Annotated in this window: 19 protein-coding genes; 12 read left to right on the forward strand and 7 right to left on the reverse strand. The window is 65.0% G+C overall.

Annotated elements, in window-relative coordinates; translation table 11 throughout:
* Window positions 1-16 precede the first annotated feature (16 nt).
* Entirely contained in the window at window positions 17-655 is a 639-nt protein-coding gene (locus tag HLA98_RS07120; RefSeq protein WP_057501731.1) for a DUF6766 family protein, read from the forward strand.
* Window positions 656-658: 3 nt separating this feature from the next.
* Window positions 659-1,210: a cysteine hydrolase family protein gene (locus HLA98_RS07125; RefSeq protein ID WP_057501730.1), complete on the forward strand. Its 552-nt coding sequence runs from the start codon at window positions 659-661 to the stop codon at window positions 1,208-1,210.
* 25 nt (window positions 1,211-1,235) lie between these two features.
* On the opposite strand, the gene HLA98_RS07130 is transcribed toward HLA98_RS07125, so the two are convergent.
* The 4 genes from HLA98_RS07130 to HLA98_RS07145 form a co-directional block, all read right to left on the reverse strand.
* On the reverse strand, window positions 1,236-1,469 hold the full coding sequence (locus HLA98_RS07130) for a metallothionein (protein ID WP_057501729.1): 234 nt from the start codon (window positions 1,467-1,469) through the stop codon (window positions 1,236-1,238).
* 122 nt (window positions 1,470-1,591) lie between these two features.
* Window positions 1,592-2,038: a Rap1a/Tai family immunity protein gene (locus HLA98_RS07135; RefSeq protein ID WP_232015530.1), complete on the reverse strand. Its 447-nt coding sequence runs from the start codon at window positions 2,036-2,038 to the stop codon at window positions 1,592-1,594.
* 19 nt (window positions 2,039-2,057) lie between these two features.
* Complete coding sequence (locus HLA98_RS07140; protein ID WP_057501728.1) at window positions 2,058-2,687, reverse strand: hypothetical protein; 630 nt, start codon at window positions 2,685-2,687, stop codon at window positions 2,058-2,060.
* A gap of 98 nt (window positions 2,688-2,785) precedes the next feature.
* On the reverse strand, window positions 2,786-3,769 hold the full coding sequence (locus HLA98_RS07145) for a LacI family DNA-binding transcriptional regulator (protein ID WP_049447927.1): 984 nt from the start codon (window positions 3,767-3,769) through the stop codon (window positions 2,786-2,788).
* Window positions 3,770-3,894: 125 nt separating this feature from the next.
* On the opposite strand from HLA98_RS07145, the gene ptsP reads away from it, so the two are divergent.
* From ptsP to HLA98_RS07165, 4 genes are all read left to right on the forward strand, one after another.
* Complete coding sequence (gene ptsP, locus HLA98_RS07150) at window positions 3,895-6,435, forward strand: phosphoenolpyruvate--protein phosphotransferase (RefSeq protein ID WP_057501727.1); 2,541 nt, start codon at window positions 3,895-3,897, stop codon at window positions 6,433-6,435.
* Window positions 6,432-7,382, forward strand: coding sequence for a 1-phosphofructokinase family hexose kinase (locus HLA98_RS07155; RefSeq protein WP_057501726.1), 951 nt, complete (start codon window positions 6,432-6,434; stop codon window positions 7,380-7,382). Before ptsP ends, HLA98_RS07155 begins: the two co-directional genes overlap by 4 nt.
* A gap of 85 nt (window positions 7,383-7,467) precedes the next feature.
* Window positions 7,468-9,162: a PTS fructose transporter subunit IIC gene (locus HLA98_RS07160; protein WP_057501725.1), complete on the forward strand. Its 1,695-nt coding sequence runs from the start codon at window positions 7,468-7,470 to the stop codon at window positions 9,160-9,162.
* 14 nt (window positions 9,163-9,176) lie between these two features.
* Window positions 9,177-10,430, forward strand: a complete 1,254-nt coding sequence (locus tag HLA98_RS07165) for a carbohydrate porin (protein WP_057501724.1) — start codon at window positions 9,177-9,179, stop codon at window positions 10,428-10,430.
* A 42-nt stretch (window positions 10,431-10,472) separates the two neighbouring features.
* Here HLA98_RS07165 and HLA98_RS07170 read toward each other — a convergent pair whose 3' ends face one another.
* A complete protein-coding gene (locus HLA98_RS07170) occupies window positions 10,473-11,402 on the reverse strand; it encodes an aromatic alcohol reductase (protein WP_057501762.1) in 930 nt (309 codons plus the stop codon).
* 143 nt (window positions 11,403-11,545) lie between these two features.
* On the opposite strand from HLA98_RS07170, the gene HLA98_RS07175 reads away from it, so the two are divergent.
* Window positions 11,546-11,911, forward strand: coding sequence for a winged helix-turn-helix transcriptional regulator (locus tag HLA98_RS07175; protein ID WP_232015528.1), 366 nt, complete (start codon window positions 11,546-11,548; stop codon window positions 11,909-11,911).
* 49 nt (window positions 11,912-11,960) lie between these two features.
* Window positions 11,961-12,560 (forward strand): fasciclin domain-containing protein, encoded by a 600-nt coding sequence (locus HLA98_RS07180; RefSeq protein ID WP_197596295.1) that lies wholly within the window; start codon window positions 11,961-11,963, stop codon window positions 12,558-12,560.
* An 83-nt stretch (window positions 12,561-12,643) separates the two neighbouring features.
* Here HLA98_RS07180 and HLA98_RS07185 read toward each other — a convergent pair whose 3' ends face one another.
* Entirely contained in the window at window positions 12,644-13,843 is a 1,200-nt protein-coding gene (locus tag HLA98_RS07185) for a serine hydrolase domain-containing protein (protein WP_232015527.1), read from the reverse strand.
* A gap of 145 nt (window positions 13,844-13,988) precedes the next feature.
* On the opposite strand from HLA98_RS07185, the gene HLA98_RS07190 reads away from it, so the two are divergent.
* The 3 genes from HLA98_RS07190 (at window position 13,989) to HLA98_RS07200 (ending at window position 18,502) form a co-directional block, all read left to right on the forward strand.
* Window positions 13,989-14,171, forward strand: a complete 183-nt coding sequence (locus tag HLA98_RS07190; RefSeq protein ID WP_129550521.1) for a hypothetical protein — start codon at window positions 13,989-13,991, stop codon at window positions 14,169-14,171.
* Window positions 14,172-14,260: 89 nt separating this feature from the next.
* Window positions 14,261-16,927, forward strand: a complete 2,667-nt coding sequence (locus HLA98_RS07195; RefSeq protein ID WP_057501722.1) for a TonB-dependent receptor — start codon at window positions 14,261-14,263, stop codon at window positions 16,925-16,927.
* 66 nt (window positions 16,928-16,993) lie between these two features.
* Window positions 16,994-18,502: an MFS transporter gene (locus tag HLA98_RS07200; protein WP_265340561.1), complete on the forward strand. Its 1,509-nt coding sequence runs from the start codon at window positions 16,994-16,996 to the stop codon at window positions 18,500-18,502.
* Between the two features lie 61 nt (window positions 18,503-18,563).
* On the opposite strand, the gene HLA98_RS07205 is transcribed toward HLA98_RS07200, so the two are convergent.
* Window positions 18,564-19,610, reverse strand: a complete 1,047-nt coding sequence (locus HLA98_RS07205; protein WP_049447918.1) for a LacI family DNA-binding transcriptional regulator — start codon at window positions 19,608-19,610, stop codon at window positions 18,564-18,566.
* A gap of 217 nt (window positions 19,611-19,827) precedes the next feature.
* On the opposite strand from HLA98_RS07205, the gene HLA98_RS07210 reads away from it, so the two are divergent.
* Window positions 19,828-22,404: a glycoside hydrolase family 3 protein gene (locus HLA98_RS07210; protein WP_057501720.1), complete on the forward strand. Its 2,577-nt coding sequence runs from the start codon at window positions 19,828-19,830 to the stop codon at window positions 22,402-22,404.
* The last annotated feature ends 169 nt before the right edge of the window (window positions 22,405-22,573 follow it).

A 22,573-nucleotide genomic window follows, 5' to 3' on the forward strand; every position in this document is an offset into this window, starting at 1 on the left:
TTGAACGAGGTGTTGCATGTGGAAACGCAACGGTCTCTCGCTGGTACTGCTTGCGCTCACGTTGGTGTTCATTGCCGGGCAGGCAGTTGCCGGGCATCACGTGCACAACGAGGAGTTGATGCAGCACGGGCGCGCGCCGATCGATCTCGGGCACTACCTTGCAACCGGGCACTTCGTCAGCGCCACGTTCGAGAACTGGGAGAGCGAATTCCTGCAGATGGGCATGTATGTTCTGCTGACGGTCAGCCTGCGCCAGCGTGGTTCGGCCGAATCTCGCCCCCTGAACCCTGCGGAGGAGCAGAATCGCATCGAGCCGGGTCCCACGCCCTGGCCGGTCAGGCTCGGTGGCCTGTGGAAGACGCTTTACGGTCATTCGCTGGCGATTGCGTTCGGGCTGTTGTTCCTGCTCAGCTTTACGCTGCACGCATTGGGAAGCTGGCGCGCCGAGCAGGCAGAGCAGCAGTTGCAGGGCCTACCGGCGCCCGGCTTCCTGGAGCACCTGGGCAGCAGCACATTCTGGTTCGAATCGATGCAGAACTGGCAGAGCGAATTCCTGGCCGTGCTTTCCCTGGTAGTGCTGACGATCTTCCTGCGCCAGAAGGATTCACCGCAATCCAAACCGGTAGAGGCGCCGCACGCCCAGACAGGAGATTGAGCCATGGCAGACGATCCATCGACGGCCCTGCTGATCATCGACATGTTCAGCCGATTCGACTTCCCTGGCGCTCAAAAGCTGGCGCCTGCGGCAGAGCGCGCGGCCCGGCAGATCCGGCGCCTGAGGGATCACTTCGACGAACGCGGTTGGCCAGTCATCTACGCCAATGACAATTTCTCGGATTGGAAGCGCGACTTCCGCCAGCAGGTGGAGCAGTGCCGGCACGACGGCGGCCCGGCGGGGCGAATCGCCAGCCTTCTCTCGCCTTTGCCTGGTCACTACTTCGTGCTCAAGCCCAAGCACTCTGCTTTCCTGGCCAGCCCTTTGCCGATCCTGCTGGCCAAACTGGGAGCGCGCCGCCTCTGCCTGAGTGGCATGACCGCCGATTCGTGCGTCCTGGCCACCGCCCTGGATGCCAACGCCAGGGAATTCGACATCGTGGTGGCACCCGAGGTCGTGGCGGGGCTGCCTTCCCAGAAGCGGCGCGCACTGGCGCTGCTTGCCGGTTCGGGCGCGGCCCGGATCACTCGACTTTCTTCAATTCTCTCTGGGTAACCGGCAGGACGGAGCTGAAGTCGGCTCAGGCCCGGTCGGCTATGCCCTGTACACCCGCGTGACCGGCGCAATGTGCACAGCAGAAGATCTGGCCATTTCCTTCAACGCCGTGCCCGATAACCGTGCATTCGCAGTGTGCGCAGCGCGGTGCGAACGCGTGGATCGCGCACTCGAACGAATCGAACGTGCCGCTGCGCCCGCCCTGCTGCAGGGTAAAGCTCTTGTCGTAGTTGTTGCCGCAGACATCACAGGTAGCCATGGGGCACCTCATGCTGTGGAAGGAACATGCAGTGTGGCAAGCGCAGATGCCGGCGGCTGTGAATGCACCGTGTCGCGAGGGTGTAGGACGTTCGCGCCTTCGCCAGGTAGGCGCGGCCTGCTTCATTCGTCTTTGCCGGGCTCGGCACTGCTACCACGTGATGCGCCGCCGCCACAGGGAAATGCCGACCGCAGTCCTTCGGCAACCAGTGAAGACGCATCCCGCTGCAATCGCTCGCGGGGCAACTGCCGGAGATGGGAGGACACACGGTCGACCAGCTCATGCGGAAGAATCCTGCCTTGGCCACACCACTGGCCGTGGCTGGCATCGGCAACGCCCTGGATATAGGCGCTGGCGCGAGCGCTGGACAGGTTCCGGCACTGCTCGCCGTCGCAGAACCCATCAGCGCCTTTGCCCTGCAGCAGGGTGATGAGTTCGGCTCCACTGACAAGCCAGGTGCGTGCCGGTTGCGTTGTTCCGGCGGGGGCGGATCCAGCCAGGGCGCAGAGGCCCAATGCGAGGAGCCGACGCATGCGGCGGCGCGCGTGGCGGGCGTGATGTCCGTTCATGTCGGGGTCCTGGGGTCGGTCAAAGTCGATCAAGCTGGTTGCGCGGATGAAACTCCGGGTCGTCATGGGCTTCCAGCATGGCCTCCACCAATGTTTCGAACGGCGCGGTGGCAGTATCCAGGTCCGCGGCAGACAGAAAGCTGGATTCCCCTTGGCCGACCAGCGCAATCGCGGCAACGGTCTCCCGCTCACCGTGCTCGGCCCAGAGATAGTCGTGGATGAGCGCCACACCCGGGTCGCCTGCCTTCAGGAAGTCGGCGGCGCTCCGTGCCACAGCAAGAAACGCGATGAGATCGTAGAGGCTTTCCGAATATGTCAGCGATCCTGCAACAAAGTGCCTGCCGCTGCGGTCATAGGCGGCAACCCGGATGTTCTCCGCCTGTGCGGAGGAAAGGAAGGCCTTCAATGCGGCGCGATTGTCGGGGTAGCGGGCCAGCAGTGCCTGGCAGTCCGCAAGCAGCTGATCCAACGCCTCGTCGCTTGATGAGGCCAGATATTGACCGTTACCCAGGCACCACTGCCCGGCGATGCGTCGCCAGTCGGACCACCGGGATGCTGCGGGCACGGGCGCGGCCAGCCATCTGGAGAGATCTTCGGGGCACAACTGCAGGCGAAGCAGCGCTGAATAAGGCTCTGACAAGGCGATCATCCATTGTGTCTGCGTGTACAGACGGCTTGTAACAGACCGCGGTTGGCCCGCCAACACCCGAACAGCGTTCTCAGGGTTCACCGCGATCGGGCGTCGAGCTATCTCGCAGCCGTCGACCCCCTGACCACGCACCGGCCCGTCATCACAAGTCGGCGTACCGGCAGCTCCGGCGTGCGCAGGCGCTCAAGCAGCAGCGACATCGCGGCCCGCCCCATCTCCTCAACCGGCTGCTCGACCACGGTGATGCCCGGCACGACCAGCTCGGTCCACCGTTCGTTGTCAAAGCCGGCCAGTGCCAATGCGTCTGGAATCGCCAGCCCTGCACCGCGGGCGGCTTTCAATGCTCCCATCAACAGCAGGCTGTTGCTGGTGACCAGTGCTTCGGGGCGTGATGGTGTAGCGAGCCACTGCTCGACGGTCGCGATGGCGGCTTCGGCCGTGGGTTCAACCTCACGGTAGTCCGGCTCCAACCCATGCGTGCGCATCGCAGCGAGATAACCGTCACGACGCTCGGCCGCGGTGGTACTGGTGCTGCCGAACAAGCCGCTGATGCGGCGATAACCACGCTCGACCAGATGCTCTACCAAGGCGCCCATCGCTGCGGGATTGTCGAGCACCACGCTGTCGATCGACCCGCTGGGCGCGGCGCGGTCCACCAGTACCGTCGGAAAATCCAGCGCGAGCCGTTCCAGCCGCCCCACCGTGGTCCGGGTGGGTGCAAAGATCAGTCCACTGATGCGCTCCTCGTGCATCAACTGCAGATACAGCGCCTCGCGCTCAGGGTCTTCATCGGTGTTGCAGAGCGTGACGCGCAGGCCTTCGCGATAGGCGACCTCCTCCACCGCACGGATCAGCGCAGTGAAGAACGGGTTGCGGATGTCCGCCACGATCAACCCGATGATGCCGGTGTGGCGGGAGCGCAGCCGTCTTGCCTGCAGGTTCGGCCGATAGCCGGTCTGGCGGATCGCCACCTCGACCCGGCCGCGAACCTCTTCGCTGACCGGGCCGCCTCCGAGCACCCGCGACACCGTGGACTTGGATACCCCCGCCACGCGTGCGACGTCATTGATGCTGATACTCATTGGAAACGTTCCCGAAAACGTACGCGGTTCATGGCCGGATGGCTGTACAGGACAATGCTAACCCCAAAGCACTATTGGCTTTTTGTGCACTGCACATTGAAATGTGCGGTGGGAACGTTCCCAATATGCCCCAGCCATCTCTCCCGGAGCCCGCTTTGTCGCCCCTGACCTCCCCTTCCCCCGTCAGCCGGGAACTGATCCGCCTGGACGCGCGGGCACAGGACAAGACCGATGCCATCGCCCAGGTGGCCCAGATGCTGGTCGCTGCCGGCTGCGTGGCGCCGGGCTACGAGGCCAGCATGGGACGCCGCGAAGCGCTGGCGAACACCTTCCTCGGCCATGGCGTGGCGATCCCGCATGGGCTCGGCGAGGACCGCCACCTGGTGCGCCGCGACGGCATTGCGGTGCTGCAGTTGCCGGAAGGCGTGGAATGGAACCCGGGCCAGGTCACCCGCCTGGTGGTTGGCATTGCCGCCCAGTCCGATACCCACATCACCCTGCTGCGCAGGCTGACCCGTCTGATCCAGGACGAGGCCGCGCTGCAGCGGTTGTTCACCACCCCCGATGCGAGCGACATCGTCAATGCGCTCGCCAGTGATGTCGCAGCCTCTGTCGCTCACGTGGCGGTGGCGGACCTGGCCGAGCACTTCGACTGGTCCATCGCTTACCCCAGCGGACTGCACGCGCGCCCGGCCACGCGCTGGGCTGAGACGGCGCGGGGTTTCACGGCCCGGGCCCAGGTGCGCGCGGGCGATCAGGCGGCCGATGCCAAGAGTCTGGTGGCGCTGCTGCAGCTCGGGCTTCGCGAGGGCGATGCCGTGCGTGTTTCTGCCGAAGGCGCCGATGCCCCCGCATTGCTGGCTGCACTACGCAAGACCATGGACGGGCTGGTGGCGCAGGAAAAGGCCGATGCGGAGCGTGCAGCACAGCGAAAGGCGGCGCCGGTCGCGGGCTGGAATCCACCCGAAGCACAGGCTGCCATCGTTGGTATCGGCGCCAGCCCCGGGCTGGCCATCGGTCCGGTGCATGTACTGGCCAGCGCGCAGGCTGATGTTGCCGATCGCCCCGCCCCGCTCGGCGAGGGCGGCGCACGCCTGCAGGATGCACTCAGCCGCACCCGGCAACAGCTGGCGGCGCTGCAGGACGACACCCAGCGCCGGCTCGGCGCCTCGGATGCAGCGATCTTCAAGGCCCACGCGGCCCTGCTGGACGACACCGACCTGATCACCCGCACCTGCCAGCTGATGGTCGAAGGCCATGGCGTCGCGTGGTCCTGGCACCAGGCCATCGAACAGATCGCCTCGGGCTTGGCGGCGCTGGGCAACCCGGTGCTGGCCGGCCGCGCTGCCGACCTGCGTGACGTTGGCCGCCGCGTACTGTCGCTGCTGGATCCTGCTGCCGCCGGTGATGGCCTGTCCGACCTGCCCGCGCACCCGTGCATCCTGCTCGCGGCCGACCTGTCGCCATCAGACACGGCCCACCTGGATACCAACCGCGTGATTGGCCTGGCCACCGCGCAGGGCGGGCCGACCTCGCACACCGCCATCCTTTCGCGCACGCTCGGCCTGCCGGCGCTGGTTGCCGGTGGCGCCGAACTGCTGGCGATCCAGGCCGGCCGCGAGGCGATCATCGACGGCAGCAGCGGGCGGCTCTATCTGTCCCCTTCCGAGGCCGATCTTGCTTCGGCACGCGCCTGGATCGCCGAGCAGCAGAAGATCCGCGCACGCGAAGCCGCTCAACGCGCGCAGCCGGCGCAGACCACCGATGGCCATCGCATCGACATCGGCGCCAACGTGAACCTGCCCGACCAGGTGCCGCTGGCGCTTGAGCAGGGTGCGGAAGGTGTTGGCCTGATGCGCACCGAGTTCCTGTTCCTCGAGCGTGGCAGCACGCCCAGCGAAGATGAGCAGTACGCCACCTATCTGGCCATGGCCAAGGCGCTCGACGGCCGTCCGTTGATCGTCCGCGCGCTCGACATCGGCGGCGACAAGCAGGTGGCGCACCTGGAGCTGCCGCATGAGGAAAACCCGTTCCTGGGGGTGCGCGGCGCGCGCCTGCTGCTGCGCCGGCCGGACCTGCTGGAGCCGCAGCTGCGTGCGCTGTACCGCGCGGCGAAAGACGGCGGACGCCTGTCCATCATGTTCCCGATGATCACCTCGGTGAGCGAGCTGGTCGCTCTGCGGGCCATCTGCGAGCGCCTGCGCGCCGAACTCGAGGCACCCGACGTTCCGATCGGCATCATGATCGAAGTGCCGGCCGCTGCCGCGCAGAGCGATGTACTGGCCCGCCACGCTGACTTCTTCTCGATTGGTACCAACGACCTGACCCAGTACGTGCTGGCGATCGACCGCCAGAACCCGGAACTAGCGGCGGAGGCCGACAGCCTGCACCCGGCGGTGCTGCGCGCGATCCGCGCCACGGTCGATGGCGCACGCCTGCATGGGCGCTGGGTGGGTGTCTGTGGCGGACTGGCCGGCGATCCGTTCGGCGCACTGCTGCTGGCCGGCCTGGGCGTGGACGAACTGTCGATGACCCCGAACGACATCCCGGCCGTGAAGGCGCGGCTGCGTGGCAACGCGCTGGCCGATCTGCGAACGCTGGCCGCGACGGCGCTGGACTGCGAAACCGCTGAGCAGGTGCGCGCCCTAGACGGAGCCCGCGCATGAACGCCGTCACCATCACCCTCAACCCGGCGATCGACCAGACCGTGCGCCTGGCGCGCCTGCACCCGGGCCAGGTGCACCGCGCCCGCAGCAGCCACGACGATGCGGGTGGAAAGGGCATCAACGTTGCCGCCTGCCTGGCCGACTGGGGGGTGCTGACAACGGCTCTGGGCGTGCTCGGCGACGGCAACGACGGCGTGTTCCGTGCGCTGTTCTCGGCGCGTGGCATCGCCGACGGTTGCCTGCGTGTTCCGGGCTGCACCCGCACCAACATCAAGCTGGTCGAAGAGGATGGCGGCGAGACCACCGACATCAACCTGCCCGGGCTGGCACTCGGCAACGCCGACCTGGACGCGGTGTCGCGCCGGCTCGCCGCCCTGCTGCAGCCGAACCTGCCGGTGGTGCTGTCCGGCAGCCTGCCGTCCGGGCTGCCGGCCGACGCATGGGCGCGCTTGCAGGCACAGGCCGGCGCCGCCGGTGCGCGCGTGCTGCTGGACACCAGCGGCGACGCACTTGTGGCTGCATTGAGCGGCGCACAAGGCGCACTGCCCTACGCGGTCAAGCCCAATCGCCACGAACTGGAGGCCTGGACCGGCACGCCGTTGCCGGATCGAAACGCCATGCAGGCGGCGGGCGTGGCCCTGGTCGAACGCGGGATCGCGCTCGTAGCGATCTCGATGGGCATCGACGGCGCGCTGTTCATTGATCGCGGCGGCGCGCTGGTCGCGCGACCAGCGCATTTGGCGCAGGGCAGTACGGTCGGTGCAGGCGACGCCATGGTAGCCGGTATCGCTGCCGCACTGCTGGAGCCCTCCTTCGATCTGGCCGGCTGTGCGCGATTGGCCACGGCGTTCTCGATGAGCCGCCTGGAAAGCGATGACGCGCGACGGCTGGATCCGGCGCAGGTGCGCCAGTGGACCGGCGACGTATTGATCGAGCGGTTGGATTGAGAGACTGCAGGAGGCGCTGTTGCTGGCTTCGAGCAGCGCACAGTGCCTCCTGCACGGACGAACCCGAAGCATTCCAGGAGTTCCCATGCAAGTTTCCACCGTAGTCATCGCCGCAGGCGATCGCAGCATCGAAGCGGTTCTCGCCGCCGAAGCGCTACGCCGCGCCGCCCGCCAGCGCGGGCTCGAGCTGATGATCGAAATCCGCAGCGATCAGGGCGTGACCGGCGCGCTGCCCGCCGCAGATGCTTCCGCCGCGACACAGCTGCTGCTTGTGGGTGACGGCGAGGCGGATAGCTCCCGCTTCGGCAACGCCCAGATCGTGCGCGCGAGCCTCGGCGAAGTACTGGACGATCCACTTGCAGCGCTGGCACCGTTGGCGGCCGCAACCACGGCAGGCACCGGCAAGCACATCGTCGCCGTCACCTCCTGCCCGACCGGCATCGCCCACACGTTCATGGCGGCCGAAGGCCTGCAGCAGGCGGCCAAGGCGTTGGGATACGCGATCCGGGTGGAAACCCAAGGCTCGGTGGGCGCGCAGGACGCGTTGAGCGACGAGGAAATCGCGGCCGCCGATCTGGTGCTGATTGCCGCCGATCGTGAAGTCGATCTGTCGCGCTTCGCTGGCAAGCGCCTGTTCAAGAGCGGCACCAAGCCGGCGATCAACGACGGCCAGAACCTGATCCGCAAGGCACTGGCCGAGGCCGGCGTGCAGGCGGGCACCGCGACTCCGGGCCGCACGGCCGAGAAAACCAGGGCCACCGGTCCCTACAAGCACCTGATGACCGGCGTGTCGTTCATGCTGCCGTTCGTCACTGCCGGTGGCCTGCTGATCGCACTGGCGTTCGCACTCGGCGGCATCTATGCCTTCGATGACGCGCACAAGGGAACGCTGGCGTGGTCGCTGTTCCAGATCGGCGCCAAGTCCGGCTTCATGTTGATGGTGCCGGCGCTGGCCGGTTACATCGCCTACTCCATCGCCGACCGGCCCGGCATCGCGCCCGGCATGATCGGTGGACTGGTTGCGGTCAACATGGATGCAGGCTTCATCGGCGGCATCCTCGCCGGCTTCATCGCTGGCTACGGCGTGCATTGGATCAACCGTGCGCTGCGGCTGCCGCGCAGCCTGGAAGGCCTCAAGCCGGTGCTGATCCTGCCAGTGCTGGGCACACTGCTGGTCGGCCTGTTGATGATGTACGTGATCGGTACGCCGGTCGCCGGGCTGCTGGCGTGGCTGACCGACTGGCTGCGCGGCATGCAGGGCAGCAGCGCGATCCTGCTCGGCCTGTTGTTGGGTGGAATGATGGCAGTGGACATGGGTGGGCCAGTCAACAAGGCTTCCTATGCCTTCTCCACCGCATTGATCTCCAGCCAGGTCTATACGCCGATGGCGGCGACGATGATCGGCGGCATGACGCCGCCACTGGGTATCGCGCTGGCGACATGGCTGTTCAGCAACCGCTTCACCGCCGAGGAGCGCGGCACCGCCGGTGCCGCAGGCGTGCTTGGCCTCAGTTTTGTCACTGAAGGTGCGATCCCTTACGCCGCACGCGATCCGCTGCGCACCATTCCGGCGCTGATCCTTGGTTCTGCGGTGGCCGGTGCGATTTCGATGGCAGCTGGTGTTGAGCTGAAGGTACCGCACGGCGGTGTGTTCGTGCTGCCGATCCCGAACGCGGTCACCCACCTTGGCATCTACCTGCTGGCGCTGGTGGCCGGCGTGGCTGTCACCGCGGTTGCGCTGCGCGTCCTCAAGAAGCCGGTCACGGCTCCCGCCCTGTAAAAGGAATCTCGCCCATGACCTCGCCTTCCCGCCGCCTGTTGCCGGTGACGATCCTGCTGGCCCTGCCGACTGTGGCCGCAGCCACCGACGCGAGCGAGGTCTTCATCCCAAAGCTGGCGTACACCGGCGAAGCGGCTGCCACGCTCGACGGCGGCAAGCGCAGCGGCACGGCGTATGCCGGCCAGTTGATGTTCGGCGCCGATGTGGACCTGGACGCTGCGTTTGGCTGGCGAGGTGCAACGATCAAGGCCTACGGCATCAACCGCCACGGCACCAATCTCGCCAACAGCAGCACGGGCAACAGCACCTCGGTGCAGGAAATCTACGGCGGCCAGGGCACGCGCCTGGCCAATCTGACGCTCGAGCAGAAACTGCTGAACGACCGACTGGTGCTGGAAGCCGGGCGCAGCGTCGCCAACATCCATCATCTCGGTTCGGAGCTGTGCCAGTACTTCCAGGGCAACTCGGCCTGCGGCAACCCGACCTATGTGTTCCGCACCAGCAGTTTCACCTGGTGGCCGGTATCGAGCTGGATGGCCGATGCCACGGTCTGGGTGACGCCGGATGTCTACGTTCGCGTCGGCGCGTACCAGGTCGACCCGAGCCAGGCCGAGGACGGCCAGCACGGCCTGAAATGGAGTACGAACCAGGCCACCGGGTGGATCGTGCCGTACACGATCGGCTGGCGCAGCCCTGCGTCGGCGCGCCTGAAAGCCAAGTACGAGCTCGGTGGCTGGCAGGACAACTCGACCTATCGCGACCCGCTGCGCGATGCCAACGGCATTCCCGCGCTGCTCAGTGGCCAGGAGTACGCAGGACGTCACGGTCGCTCCGGCGCGTTCGCCCGCTTCGAACAGCAGCTCACCAGTGATGGTGCCGGCCGTGGCCTGACCCTGTTCGGTGCGGCGCTCAAGGGCACCTCCGGCCAGTTGATCGAGGATCACTTCCTGCAGGCCGGCCTGGTGCAGAAAGGCACGTTCGCAAGCCGACCGCAGGACAGCATCGCCTTCGTGGTGACCCAGCAGAAGTACAGCGGCATCGCGCTGGAAAACCTGCGCCTTGCCCGTGCCGCAGCGGGTGGCAGCGGCACCCCGCACGGGAGCCAGGTGATGATGGAGTTGAGCTATGGGATCCAGGTCACCCCGCAGCTGCGGATTGCACCGAACCTGCACTACATCGTACATCCGGACCAGTTCAACGAACCCGCACGCCAGCATGATCTGCCGAATGCGCTGATTGCCGGCCTGCGGGTCGATTGGAGTCTGTAGGAGAGTCCGTTTTCGTCCGCGCGATTATCGATCAACGGCTCATCAGGTCCCGGAGTTGGCTTTCAGCCAGTCGTCGACGCCCTCCAGTTTCGCGCCGACGCTGGCATTGAACGTCCCGTCCAGGCTCCAGGAGACGCCCCTGCCCTGGGCGAAGGCGGCACGGTACTTCCTGATCATGTTTGATGGGTCACCGGCAAGCTCCTCCATCAGCTGGGGAACGCTCCACACGATCAGCTTGAACGGAACACCGAAGTGTTCCTCAAGGATTGCGGGCAGCTCCTCGTAACGGAGCGTGTCTCCCGCAAGATAGACGATCTCGTTTCGAAGGGGGGGCGAGTGGAAGACGATCTGTGCAGTCATTGCACCGATGTCCTCCGGTGTGGTCAGCGTAACTGCATTGGAGGCAGTTCCAAGTGCATTGACCTTTCTGCCGGGAAGATCGATGACGCCAAACTCCGGCTCGAAGAGGTAGCTGGTGAACATGCCGGTGGAAATGACCACCCAGTCCATTTCGGCCTGCGAGCGGAGATAGTCGCGTACATCCAGCTGGGCGTCGAAAAGATCCTGCGGCCCGCCGCGTCCGATGGCGTCAAAGTCGACCCCGAATTGCCAAGGGAAGTACCTGGGAATGCCCGACTTCACGGCGGCGCGCGCTACCTTCATGGGAGTGTCGCGGCCGGCAGCGTAGCCGGTGCAGCCGATGACCGTGTCATAACCGGAAAACAGATCAGCCAGCTCATCGACCGTGGCAGTGACCAGGTCGCCAGGAACGAGGGCCACTCCCAGCGAGCGGATCTGGTCAATGACCGTACGCTTGTCCGGTAGCGTGGAATCAATCGACGCAGGCCTCAGCATGACGCTGATGCTTGCGTCATGCACGACCGCGAGCCGGGCCAGGTTGCGGATGACGGGCATTCCGAGTTCGCCGGCGCCCAGCACCAGGATTGAGCGGGAAACAATCGGGGGAGACATTGAAACCACCATCTGTGTGTACGATGGCGGTGATTCTGCGCCCCTCCCTCGTTGCCACGTAAGAAGGCACACCGATGATACCGACCGCGCCGTTCATGAGCTCCGATGAGCTTCTGCGACATTCACAATCGATATGCGACGGCATGAGCGCGGACGACGACGGTCTGCGCCGCGAGGTGCTCGCGCATGCCGGCAGCCGCTGGTCGCTGGGCATCATTCACGCCCTGGGGGTCTACGGAACACTGCGTCACGCCGATGTGGCGCGGCGGATGAAAGGAATCACGCAGCGCATGCTGACGCGTACCCTGCGTCAGCTTGAAAGGGACGGACTGATCCATAGGCAGGATTTCCGTGAGGTTCCGCCGCGCGTGGAGTACACCATCACTCCGCTGGGCAGGGAGCTGCTGGTTCTTATGATCCCGATGTGGACCTGGGTCGTGGGACACGCCGAGGAATTCCGGCGCTGCCGGGAAAAATTCGATGCGCATCAAGGCTCTCCCCCTGGCTAACCAGGCCTGCAATCGGTGCATCCAAGCGCGTCCGCCAGCCGTATGTAGGATGCCCGCGCTGTGCGGGCATCCCATCGAGGAACGCACCGTGAACGCTCTTCAGCGCATCGCCGCCGCAGTCAGCTTCGCCGTACTCGTCTCAGCCGCTTCCGCCAGCTTCGCCGCAGATCCCGTAATGGTTGGCGGGGCCGAGATGTACCCGACCAGGACCATCGTTGAGAACGCCGTGAACTCCAGGGATCACACCACTCTGGTGGCAGCGGTCAAGGCCGCAGGCCTGGTCGAGACCCTCAATGGCGCCGGTCCCTTTACCGTCTTTGCGCCCACCAATGCGGCCTTCAACAAGCTTCCAGCAGGTACGGTCGACACACTGGTGAAGCCTGAAAACAAGGCGCAGCTCACCCGGATCCTCACCTACCACGTGGTCCCAGGACGCTTCAGTTCCGCCCAGCTCCTGGCCGATGCCAGGAAGCACGGTGGAAAAGCCACGCTGAAGACAGTGCAAGGCGAGCCGCTTACCGTGGCGCTTCACGACGGCACGTTGTGGGTGATCGACGCCAAGGGTGGCAAAGCGGGCATCAGCATCGCCGACGTCAACCAATCCAACGGCGTCATCCACGTTGTCGATACCGTGCTGATGCCGAAGTAGTGGCGCGCCCTGCCAGATCTGCCACGCCGGCCAGCAGCACGAAGTAGCGGACGAGGATCCGGGCGCAGGCCCGGCTCCTCCGTTCACTGAAGCGCCTGGGCCAGCTTGAGTACATCCGCCGGGAATGTCGCGTAGTCATCCAGTGGAGCGCGATGGCTGTCGCGTCGGTGGATGAGGCGCACGGCAACCATTCGCTGTTGCGGAACGATGACCAGGTGCTGGCCCAGGTAACCGTTGGCGGCGTAGGCAACGGTCGGGCCGCGTTGGATGTCGAACATGTCGGACAGCTTGAGTCCACGACCGGTGATCTCGCTGCCATAGTGCTGCGGCCAGTCCGCCCCAAGTCGTTCGGCCACGTCCGCAATCAATGCACTCTTGCTGTCGAATACCCTGCCCTCGGTGGCCAGCAATGCCTGCTGGACCGGAGCGCTGACCCCATGCTGCGCCAGGAAGCCGGCCATCTGGCCTTTCAGCTCATAACGCTCCCATGCTGGAATGCGCCACCACAGAAGACCAACATCCGGGGAGCGGGCACTTGCTCCAGTCAGCAGCGCCACCGACCGCTCGCTCAACACGCGCGTACCCGCCGGAGTCACGCCGCCATCAATCAGCAGCTGCCCGATCTTCGCCAGATCGCGGGCACTCAGCGACAATCCGGCCATGCCCAATGGCGTGCCCGCACCGTCCTTCAACCAGGTATATCGGGCAATGCCCAGCGGTTTGAACAGGCGCGCCTCAAGGTAGGCATCCATCGGTTCCCCTGCCAGACGCTCGACAATGCCGGGCAGCAGATTGGTAGCCTTGTTGTTGTAGGAGAACGTGGCGCCTGGATCGCTGCTCAGCTCTGCAGCCAGCGCGAGCTTGACCAGGTCCGGCGCAGCTTCCAGCTCTTCCCCCGCGTTGGCCACGTTCTGCAGGCCAGAGGTATGGTCCAGCAGCATACGTACCGTGATGTCCCTTTTCCGCCCCTGCTTCCACTCCGCGAATATGTTGCTTACCGGCTCGTCGACCGAGGCCAGTTTTCCGTCGTCCAGCAGGAGCATGATGGCCAGCGCGACCACCGACTTGGTGGCCGACATGAGGTGAACCGGCTCCTCGCCGGTCTCGGGCTGTAGCTCCAGCAGTGTTTTTCCATCCTTCCAGACAAGCACCGCGGCGGAATGCGCGGCACGGGCGTTGCGTTCGATCATCGCGACGGCGTCGGCCGTGGTGGTCGTGCTGGCCAGTGCAGGGAGGGCCAGCATCAAGGCCGCGAAGCCGGACAACCATCGTGCAGTTTTCATGGGCAGCTCTTCCGGTGAATGCCTGCTCACATTGACTACAACTGTAGTCACAGCCGAGTGCCTGAAGTCATGCCCGGCCACGTGGCAGCATCAGCACCACGCGACCCGCATGGCCCCGTAGCCCGCCAGCGGATACGCGAAGCCGATGGCCCTTGCTGCCGGCCCGCTTTCTGATGGTTCCGATCCGGCCGTTGCAGTCGCAGGCAGGGCGCAACGCCGCTCGATTTCGTTTCGCATTGCAGCAAATGCGGCGTGCCAGGCAGCCCTGCTGATCGCTCAACTGCCTGATTTCCCGAGCATCTGGTCATCCATCGTTCATTCTGATTGACAGCGTTGTCAGGCGGCGCTTACAAGAGCCCACGTCCGGCGCGTGGCGCGGGAACGTCCAGACATCACTTATGGGGAGAGAGGGACCCTATGACCGGCCATTTCAGGAAGAGCACACTCGCACAGGCAGTACTTGCCACCATCGTCACCGCCACTGCAGCGCTGCCGGTCGCAGCGCAAACAGCCAAGGAAACCAGCTCCACCACCACCAGCGAGGCACGGGAGGCCTCAACGCTGGACGCCGTCATCGTCACTGTCGAACGCCGGGAACAGGACCTGCAGAAATATGCAGGTACCGCCCAGGCAATTTCCGCGGACGATACGCGTGCGCTGGGCATCAACAATGAGCTGCGCAACATCCAGGCCCTGGTGCCGGGCATGAGCATGGCCAACCAGGAAGGCAACCTGGAGATCTTCATCCGCGGCGTGGGCTCTTCGAACAATACCGAGCTGGGTGATCCGGGCGCCGCGCCTCACATCAACGGGGCCTACATTGCGCGACCGCGCGGTCTGGGCGGCATGTTCTACGATGTCGAACGCGTGGAGATCAACAAGGGCCCGCAGGGCACGCTGCGCGGTCGAAATGCACTGGCCGGCACGCTTAACATCATCACCAAGCGCCCCGACCTGGAAGCCTTCGGCGGATATGTACAGGCCGAAGTGGGTAATCGTGACCACCGGGGTGGCGAGTTCGCACTGAACCTGCCGATCGGCGGTGGCGCGGCCTTCCGCGTGGCCGGCTACAAGGTGGAGAAGGACTCTCCGTTCAAGAATGCGGGGCGCGCGCAGGACCTGGAACCGGCAGGCGTGCAGGATGATCGCGGCGCACGCCTGTCGTTCCTGTACCAGCCGGATGACAAGCTCTCGATCTTCGCCATGGCCGACATCGGCAAGGAAGGCGGCACGGGCTATCCCGGTGCCAACGTCTACACTGCCGCGAAGGCCGGTTATCTGCCGGACGATGTCGACCTGCGCAAGATCATCTACCGTGGCGCGCAGGGCAAGCTCGACAGCACCAACTGGGGGGCGCAGACCAGCATTTCCTACGACTTCGGCAAGGTGGCGGTGGAGTACAACGGCAGCTACCGCAACGTGGACTACCGCCAGACCAATGCGCAGAGCGAAGGCATCCTCTGGCCGGGCCGCAACATCGATCCGGTATCGCCCAGCAACCCGGGTGGCATCGACTACGACAACTACTCCACGCAGTATTGGCTGACCGAGTCGGAGTCGCAGGTGCATGAGCTGCGGTTCACGTCGGATCAGGACGAACGGCTGCGCTGGACCACCGGCCTGTTCCATTTCAACGAGGACCAGCGGGTCGGTTATCTCTCGCTGGTCGACAAGGGACGCTGGTACTCGGGCACCGAGTTCACCATGCCCAAGGTCAACGGCAAATCTTCGGCGATATTTGCCGACGGCACCTTCGACGTCACAGATCGCCTGCGGTTGAAGGGCGGCCTGCGCTACTCCGAAGAGAAGAAGTCGCGTTACGGCATCGGTGGCAACTGGTCGCTGGGCCTGCCCGGCCAGGGCGGCGACTTCGCCACGCGATTGGGAACGCCGGGCTTCGAGCCGGCCTTCATGAGCCGCCCGAATTTTGATGTCAGCAACATCACCTCGCAAGCCGAGATGGCCCGTTTCCTGCTGCAGGGCGTGCTGCGCCACGGTCGCAATGATACGTTGCTGCAGCAGATCGGTGCGGTGCCCGACGGCGGCCCCTTCGGGTGTGTGGATCGTCCCGACATCGGCGGCGACACCGTCGACTGCCCGTACCAGAGCTGGGCCCAGGTCAGCGCGATTCCTGCCCAGCAGTTCGGCAAGAGCAAGTTCAGCTTTACCGACTGGCGCGCGGGTTTCGAGTACGACGTGAGCGACGACAGCCTGCTGTACGGCCTGGTGTCGACCGGCCACAAGGCGGGCGGCTTCAACGACACGTTCGATCCGAAGGAGATTCCGGAGACGTTCAAGCCCGAATCGATCATTGCCTACGAAATCGGCAGCAAGAACTCGTTCCAGATGCTGGGCCGAACCTCGACCTTCAACGTCAGCGGCTTCTATTACGACTACAGCGACCAGGTGTTCCAGGACCTGGCGGTGATCGCCACCAACCCGACCACTGGCGAAGCCACTGGCTATGCGCTGGTCAACCGCAATGTCGGCAAGTCGGCGGTGTATGGCCTGGAGGCGGAAAGCAGCCTGCGCTTCCCGCACAACTTCATGGTCAACATCAATGCACTCTGGATGGATAGTGAGATCAAGCGCGGCACCGTCGCCGATGTCCGCAGCCAGAACTACGACGCCGGTGGTGCCACTTCGTTGATCGACCTGTCCGGCAATGAACTGCCGCTGGCCTCGAAGCTCACCTTCAACGTGCGCCTGCAGCACACGACCGAGCTGCGCTTCGGTACCTTCGACTGGCAGTTGCTGGCCTCGTACCGCTCGGCCTTCTTCCTGACCCAGTACAACAACCGGGACGTGGAGTTCATCCGCAAGGATCCGGTCACTGGCGAACTGGTTCATGACCGCACGCAGAGCGCTGCTGCCGCAGGCTTCCCGGACCGTCAGCGCGGCGAGACCACCTTGAACGCCGGCATCGGGTTTACGTCACTGAGCGGCAACTGGCGGGTCGAAGCATGGGGCAACAACCTGCTCGGCAACGACGTCTCGCAGAAGGCGCTGGTCGGATCGGGCATCAACGTTCGCTTCCTGAACGATCCGCGCAGCTACGGCCTGCGCCTGCGTTACCAGTTCTGAGCAACAACCCCATGAAGGAGGGCCGGGTTCGCCGGCCCTCCCCACGCAACCACCTGTTCCCGTCCTGTGCGTCAACGCGCAGGGCGTCGTCCTGTACGACATGACATGAGAATCATGAAACACACAACCCGCTGGTCGCAGTTCGGTGTACTCATCACGGTCTTCTTCTTCTGGGGCTTCGTTGCCGCAAGCAACGGCATCCTCATTCCGGTGTTCAAGAAGGCGTTCCATCTCAGCCAGGCGCAGAGCATGTACGTGGCGATGGCTTTCTACGTTGCCTACACCGCTGGTTCACTGATCTACATCGCCGTCTCCCGCGCCATCGGCAGCGACCTGCTGCATCGGGTGGGCTATCGCAACGGCATCTGCATCGGCCTGCTGGTCTCGGCACTGGGCGCCCTGCTCTTCTATCCAGCAGCCAACACCGGCTCGTTTGCACTGATGCTGTCCGGCCTGTTCATCGTGGGCCTGGGCTTCTCGCTCCAGCAGATCGCGGCCAATACGCTGGCGGTGATCATGGGTGATCCGGCCACCGGATCGCAGCGCCTGACCATGGCCGGCGGCGTCAACAACCTGGGGGCAACAGTAGGCCCACTGCTGGTGAGCATTGCCATCTTCGGCAGTGTGTCAGCGGGCAATACAGAGGCCAGCATCGAGAGCGTAAAGATACCGTACCTGGTACTGGGCGCCGCCTTCGTACTGGTGGCCGTGCTGCTGCGGTTCTCGAGCGTGCCCAATCATGTCGAGCTGTCCGCGACGGTCCCCGCAGGCGTAACCGGGGCAGATCACCAGACAGACCGCAGATCTGCGCTTGCTTACCCGCAGCTGGTCATGGGCATGATCGCGATCTTCCTCTACGTCGGCGTGGAGGTATCGACCATCGACAATCTTCCGGCCTACCTTGAACAGCCCTTGAGCAAGGGCGGACTGGGCCTGGAAACCTCGGTGATCGCCCCGTTCGTGTCGTTGTACTGGGCCAGCCTGATGATCGGCCGCTGGGGTGGTGCCGCCGGCGCGTTCGACGTGCGCGCGGGCACGCAGAAGCTCCTGATGCTGGTGTTGCCGTTCATTGCATTCGCCATCTACCTTGCCGTCAACGCGATCTCTGGCCACAACTCCGCACAGTTCTTCCACTACGCGCCGGTGATCGTCCTGATGATCATCGCCACCCTGGCCAGCAAGGGCAGTCCATCGCGCATGCTGCTGTACTTCGCCGTGTGTGGCATTGCGGCGCAGCTGGTCGGCATGTTCACCACCGGAATGATCAGTGTGATCGCCTTCATCAGTGTCGGGCTGTTCTGCAGCACGATGTGGCCCTGCATCTTTACCCTGGCCATCTCCGGCCTGGGCCGCCACACCAATCAGGCAAGCAGTCTGCTGATCATGATGATCATGGGCGGCGGCGTCGTCAGTTGGGCGCAGGGTGCACTTGCCGACAAGGTCGGTGTGCACTACAGCTTCATCATCGGCGTGCTGTGTTTCTGCTATCTCGCCTTCTACGCCTGGGCGGCCGGCCGTACGCTGCGTCGCCAGGGCGTTGACCTGGAGCGGTTGGCGACCGAAGGGGGCCACTGAGGCGCGCCCCCGCCCTGCCAGCGCGGCCTGCGGATCGCGCCGGCCGGCCGCTGGAGCGCTTTCAATCGTGACGGACCGGTCCCGTGGATCGCCGGACCTGCAGGGCGTAGTCAATATCGACCACGCCACCGCTACCGAGCTCGCGCACTTCCTTGATCAGCTCCATGGCCGCGCGCCGGCCCATCTCACGGGTGGGCTGGCAGACGGTGGTCAACGCCGGATAGATCTGGCGGGCAATCGGCGTGTCATCGAAACCACAGACCGAGATGTCGCCCGGCACCGAAAGGCCGTGCTCGAACACCGCGCAGATGACCCCCGCCGCCATATCGTCGTTGGCGGCGAAGATGGCGGTCGGCCGATCAGGTCGATCAAGCAGCGCGTTGGCACCGTTGTAGCCTGATTCGTATGAAAACTCGCCCTCCAGCACCAGGCTGGGGTCGTAGCGCAGCCCCGCCCTGCGCAGGCCTTCACGGTAGCCTGCCAGGCGCCACATGCTTGCGCCGTGCGCGGCGTGCCCCTTGATATGGGCGATGCGGGTATGGCCGAGCGAGGCCAGGTGTGCGATCAGTGCGACCACCGCGCCGATCTCGTCCACCACCACGCCCACGTTCCGGTTCTGTTCCTTTGCCGAAATGCTGGAATACGGGATGCCCAGGTCGACCAAGCGCTCCAGCAGGGCGCTGTCGTCGGTCAGTGGTGGCGTCAGCACCACGCCGTCGAGCTGCGACTGCATGATCAACGACTCGACCTTCTCCACGATATCGGCTGCGTCGTAGATCAGCGGCGCCAGCATCAGGTTGTAGTGCTGTTCCATGCAGGCATCGAGCACCCCCATCTCGATCTCCATCAGATAGTTCGAGGACGGATTGTCGAACAGCATCGCGATCAGGTAGGAACGCCGGCCGGCGAGGACACGCGCCGAGGGCAAGGGTCGGTAGCGCAGCTTTTCCACTGCAGCATCAACACGGGCACGCGTACTCTTGGAGACGTTCGGCTCGTTGTTGAGCACGCGCGATACGGTCTTCATGGAGACCCCGGCCGTTGCCGCGACATCCTCGATGCGCACGCGTCCCGGCCTGCCTGCGGGTACCTGTTCAGGTCCCGGCATCCCCCGCCCTCTGCCCGTCATAGCCTCACCATCTGTACCGGAACCCTGCACCACGGGATGTGGATGCAGATGCAACTTTATCCTCAAATCCGATGCCGCTGTGCAGCAAGCAATCGTCTCAAGGGCTGGGTATGCTCGAATTCGACTGACAACGCTGTCAGGTTGCTTTCTGGTCTGCACGCCCCCTTCAAGCCAACCATCCGAGATGATCGTTCCCATGAACTTCCGTCATTCCGATCGTGCGAAGCGCAACCCCGGTTTCCGTCTACACCACCTGATGCTGACCGCCGCGCTCGCCTTGGCGCTGGCACCGGCTATTGGCGCGGCCCCTGCCCCGCAGCACGAAGCAGGCACGATCACAGCCGCCAACTGGCCGAAGGCGAAGTGGCCGCTGGCCAATGATCCGGCAATGGAGAAACGCATCGACGCACTGATCGCGTCGATGACGCTGGAGGAGAAGGTCGGCCAGATCGTGCAGGGCGATATCGCCAGCGTCACGCCTGATGACGTGCGCAAGTACCGACTGGGCTCAATCCTTGCTGGTGGCGCGTCCGACCCGGGTGGCCGCTACAACGCCAGGCCCGCCGAGTGGCTGGCGCTGGCTGATGCGTTCTGGGAAGCCTCGATGGACACGCGCAATGGTGGCAAGGCCATCCCGATCATATGGGGCATCGACGCGATGCATGGCCAGAGCAATGTGGTTGGCGCCACCCTGTTTCCGCACAACATCGGCCTGGGCGCGGCGCGCAACCCGGAACTGCTGCGCGAGATCGCAAGGATCACCGCAGCCGAAACCCGCGTGACCGGCATGGAATGGACGTTCGCGCCGACCGTGGCGGTTCCGCAGGATGACCGTTGGGGTCGTACCTATGAAGGATACTCCGAGGACCCTGCGCTGGTGGCGAGCTATGCGGGGCCATTCGTCGAAGGCCTGCAGGGCAAGGTCGGCGCGGCCGACTTCCTTGATGACCACCACGTGATGACAACGGTGAAGCATTTCCTCGGTGACGGCGGAACCGAAAACGGCAAGGACCAGGGCAACACCACGGTCAGCGAGGCCGCATTGCGCGACATCCATGCCGCCGGATACCTGCCGGCGATCAACGCCGGTGCGCAATCGGTGATGGCGTCGTTCAACAGCTTCCATGGCGAGAAAATGCACGGCCACAAGCCATTGCTGACCGATGTGCTGAAGGGCCGGATGGCGTTTGGCGGCTTCGTGGTCGGCGACTGGAACGGCCATGGCCAGATCAAGGGCTGCACCAACACCGATTGCGCGAAGACCTATGTTGCCGGCCTGGACATGGCGATGGCGCCGGACAGCTGGAAAGGCATGTACGAAAGCACGCTGGCCCACGTAAAGGACGGCAGCCTGCCGGAGGCACGGTTGGACGACGCGGTGCGCCGCATCCTGCGGGTAAAGATGCGCATGGGCCTGTTCGACAAGCCCAGGCCGTCCGAGCGCGCATTGGGCGGCAAGTTCGAGCTGCTCGGGGCGCCGGCGCATCGCCAGGTGGCGCGGCAGGCCGTGCGCGAATCGCTGGTGCTGCTGAAGAACCAGAACCAGTTGCTGCCACTGTCGCCGAAGCAGCGCGTGCTGGTGGCCGGCAATGGCGCCAACGACATGGGCCGCCAAGCCGGCGGCTGGACGTTGAGCTGGCAGGGCGATGGCACGCGACGCGAGGACTTCCCTAATGCTGAAACGATCTGGGAAGGGCTGGAGGCACAGGTCAGATCGGGCGGCGGACAGGCCGAGCTGGTGGCCGATGGTCGTTACCGCAACCGTCCCGATGTGGCCATCGTGGTGTTCGGCGAAGAGCCGTACGCCGAGTTCCAGGGCGACCTGCCGAATCTGATGTTCAAGAACGGCAAGTCCGGCGACCTGGAACTGATGCAGCGCTTGAAGGCCGACGGCATTCCGGTTGTCGCGGTCTTCCTGGGTGGGCGCCCGCTGTGGCTCAACCGCGAAATCAATGTAGCCGACGCCTTCGTGGCCGCCTGGCTGCCCGGATCGGAAGGTGCCGGCGTGGCCGATGTCCTTCTGCGCGGGGCCGATGGCCGGGTGCAGCACGATTTCCGCGGAAAGTTGAGCTTCTCGTGGCCACGCCGCGCCAACCAGTACCAGAACAACGTGGGGCAGAAGGACTACGACCCGCAGTTCGCCTTCGGATACGGCCTGACCTATGGCGACAAGGGAAACCTGCCTGCTCTTTCCGAGGACCCGGGCATTGATCCGGACGCCGCGGGCAGCGGTACCCTGTTCGATCGTGGTGTGGCCGGCACCGGCCTGATGCTTCGCCTGACTGCCGCCAATGGCGAATCGACCGATGTCGTGCATCCCAATGCAACAACTGCCGACCAGTCACTGGCGATGGTCGCGATCAATACCGATGTGCAGGAGGGCGCACGTCAGTTCAGTTTCCGGGCGCCGGCCACGGTGGCGTTGCAGGCCAATACTCCGCTGGACTGGTCGCGCGAGACCAACGGCGAGCTCTCCGTGGTAACGACCGTGCGTGTCGAACAGCTCCCGGCGGAATCCGCAGTGACACTCGGTACCACCTGCGGGGCGGCGTGTGCTGCCGAGGTTGCGCTGGGCCCTGCGCTGTCGGCGGCGCCGCGCAATGAGTGGATCAGGCTGGGCGTTCCCCTCAAGTGCCTGGCCAAGGCCGGGGCAGACATGAGCCGCTTGAACGTGCCGTTTGCGCTGCGCGCCGGAAAGGGCACAACGCTTGCGATCACCTCGGTCGTACTGGGCACCGAGTTTGATCGCAAGGTGGAGTGTGCGACGCAGTAGGCGCGGTGTTGAATGCCTTGGCGCGGCCGTCACGGAACGCGCCGCGCCAGGGCATTCGCTGGGCGGCTGGCACGGTATGATGCCGCAACCCCGGCACTTGCACTGATCGCAGCGGGCGCCTGCACGCCGATCAAATGCACCGGAGAACCGGCGGCAGGGTCGATGGACG

It is taken from the genome of Stenotrophomonas africana, assembly GCF_013004645.1.
Classification (GTDB): Bacteria; Pseudomonadota; Gammaproteobacteria; order Xanthomonadales; family Xanthomonadaceae; genus Stenotrophomonas; species Stenotrophomonas africana.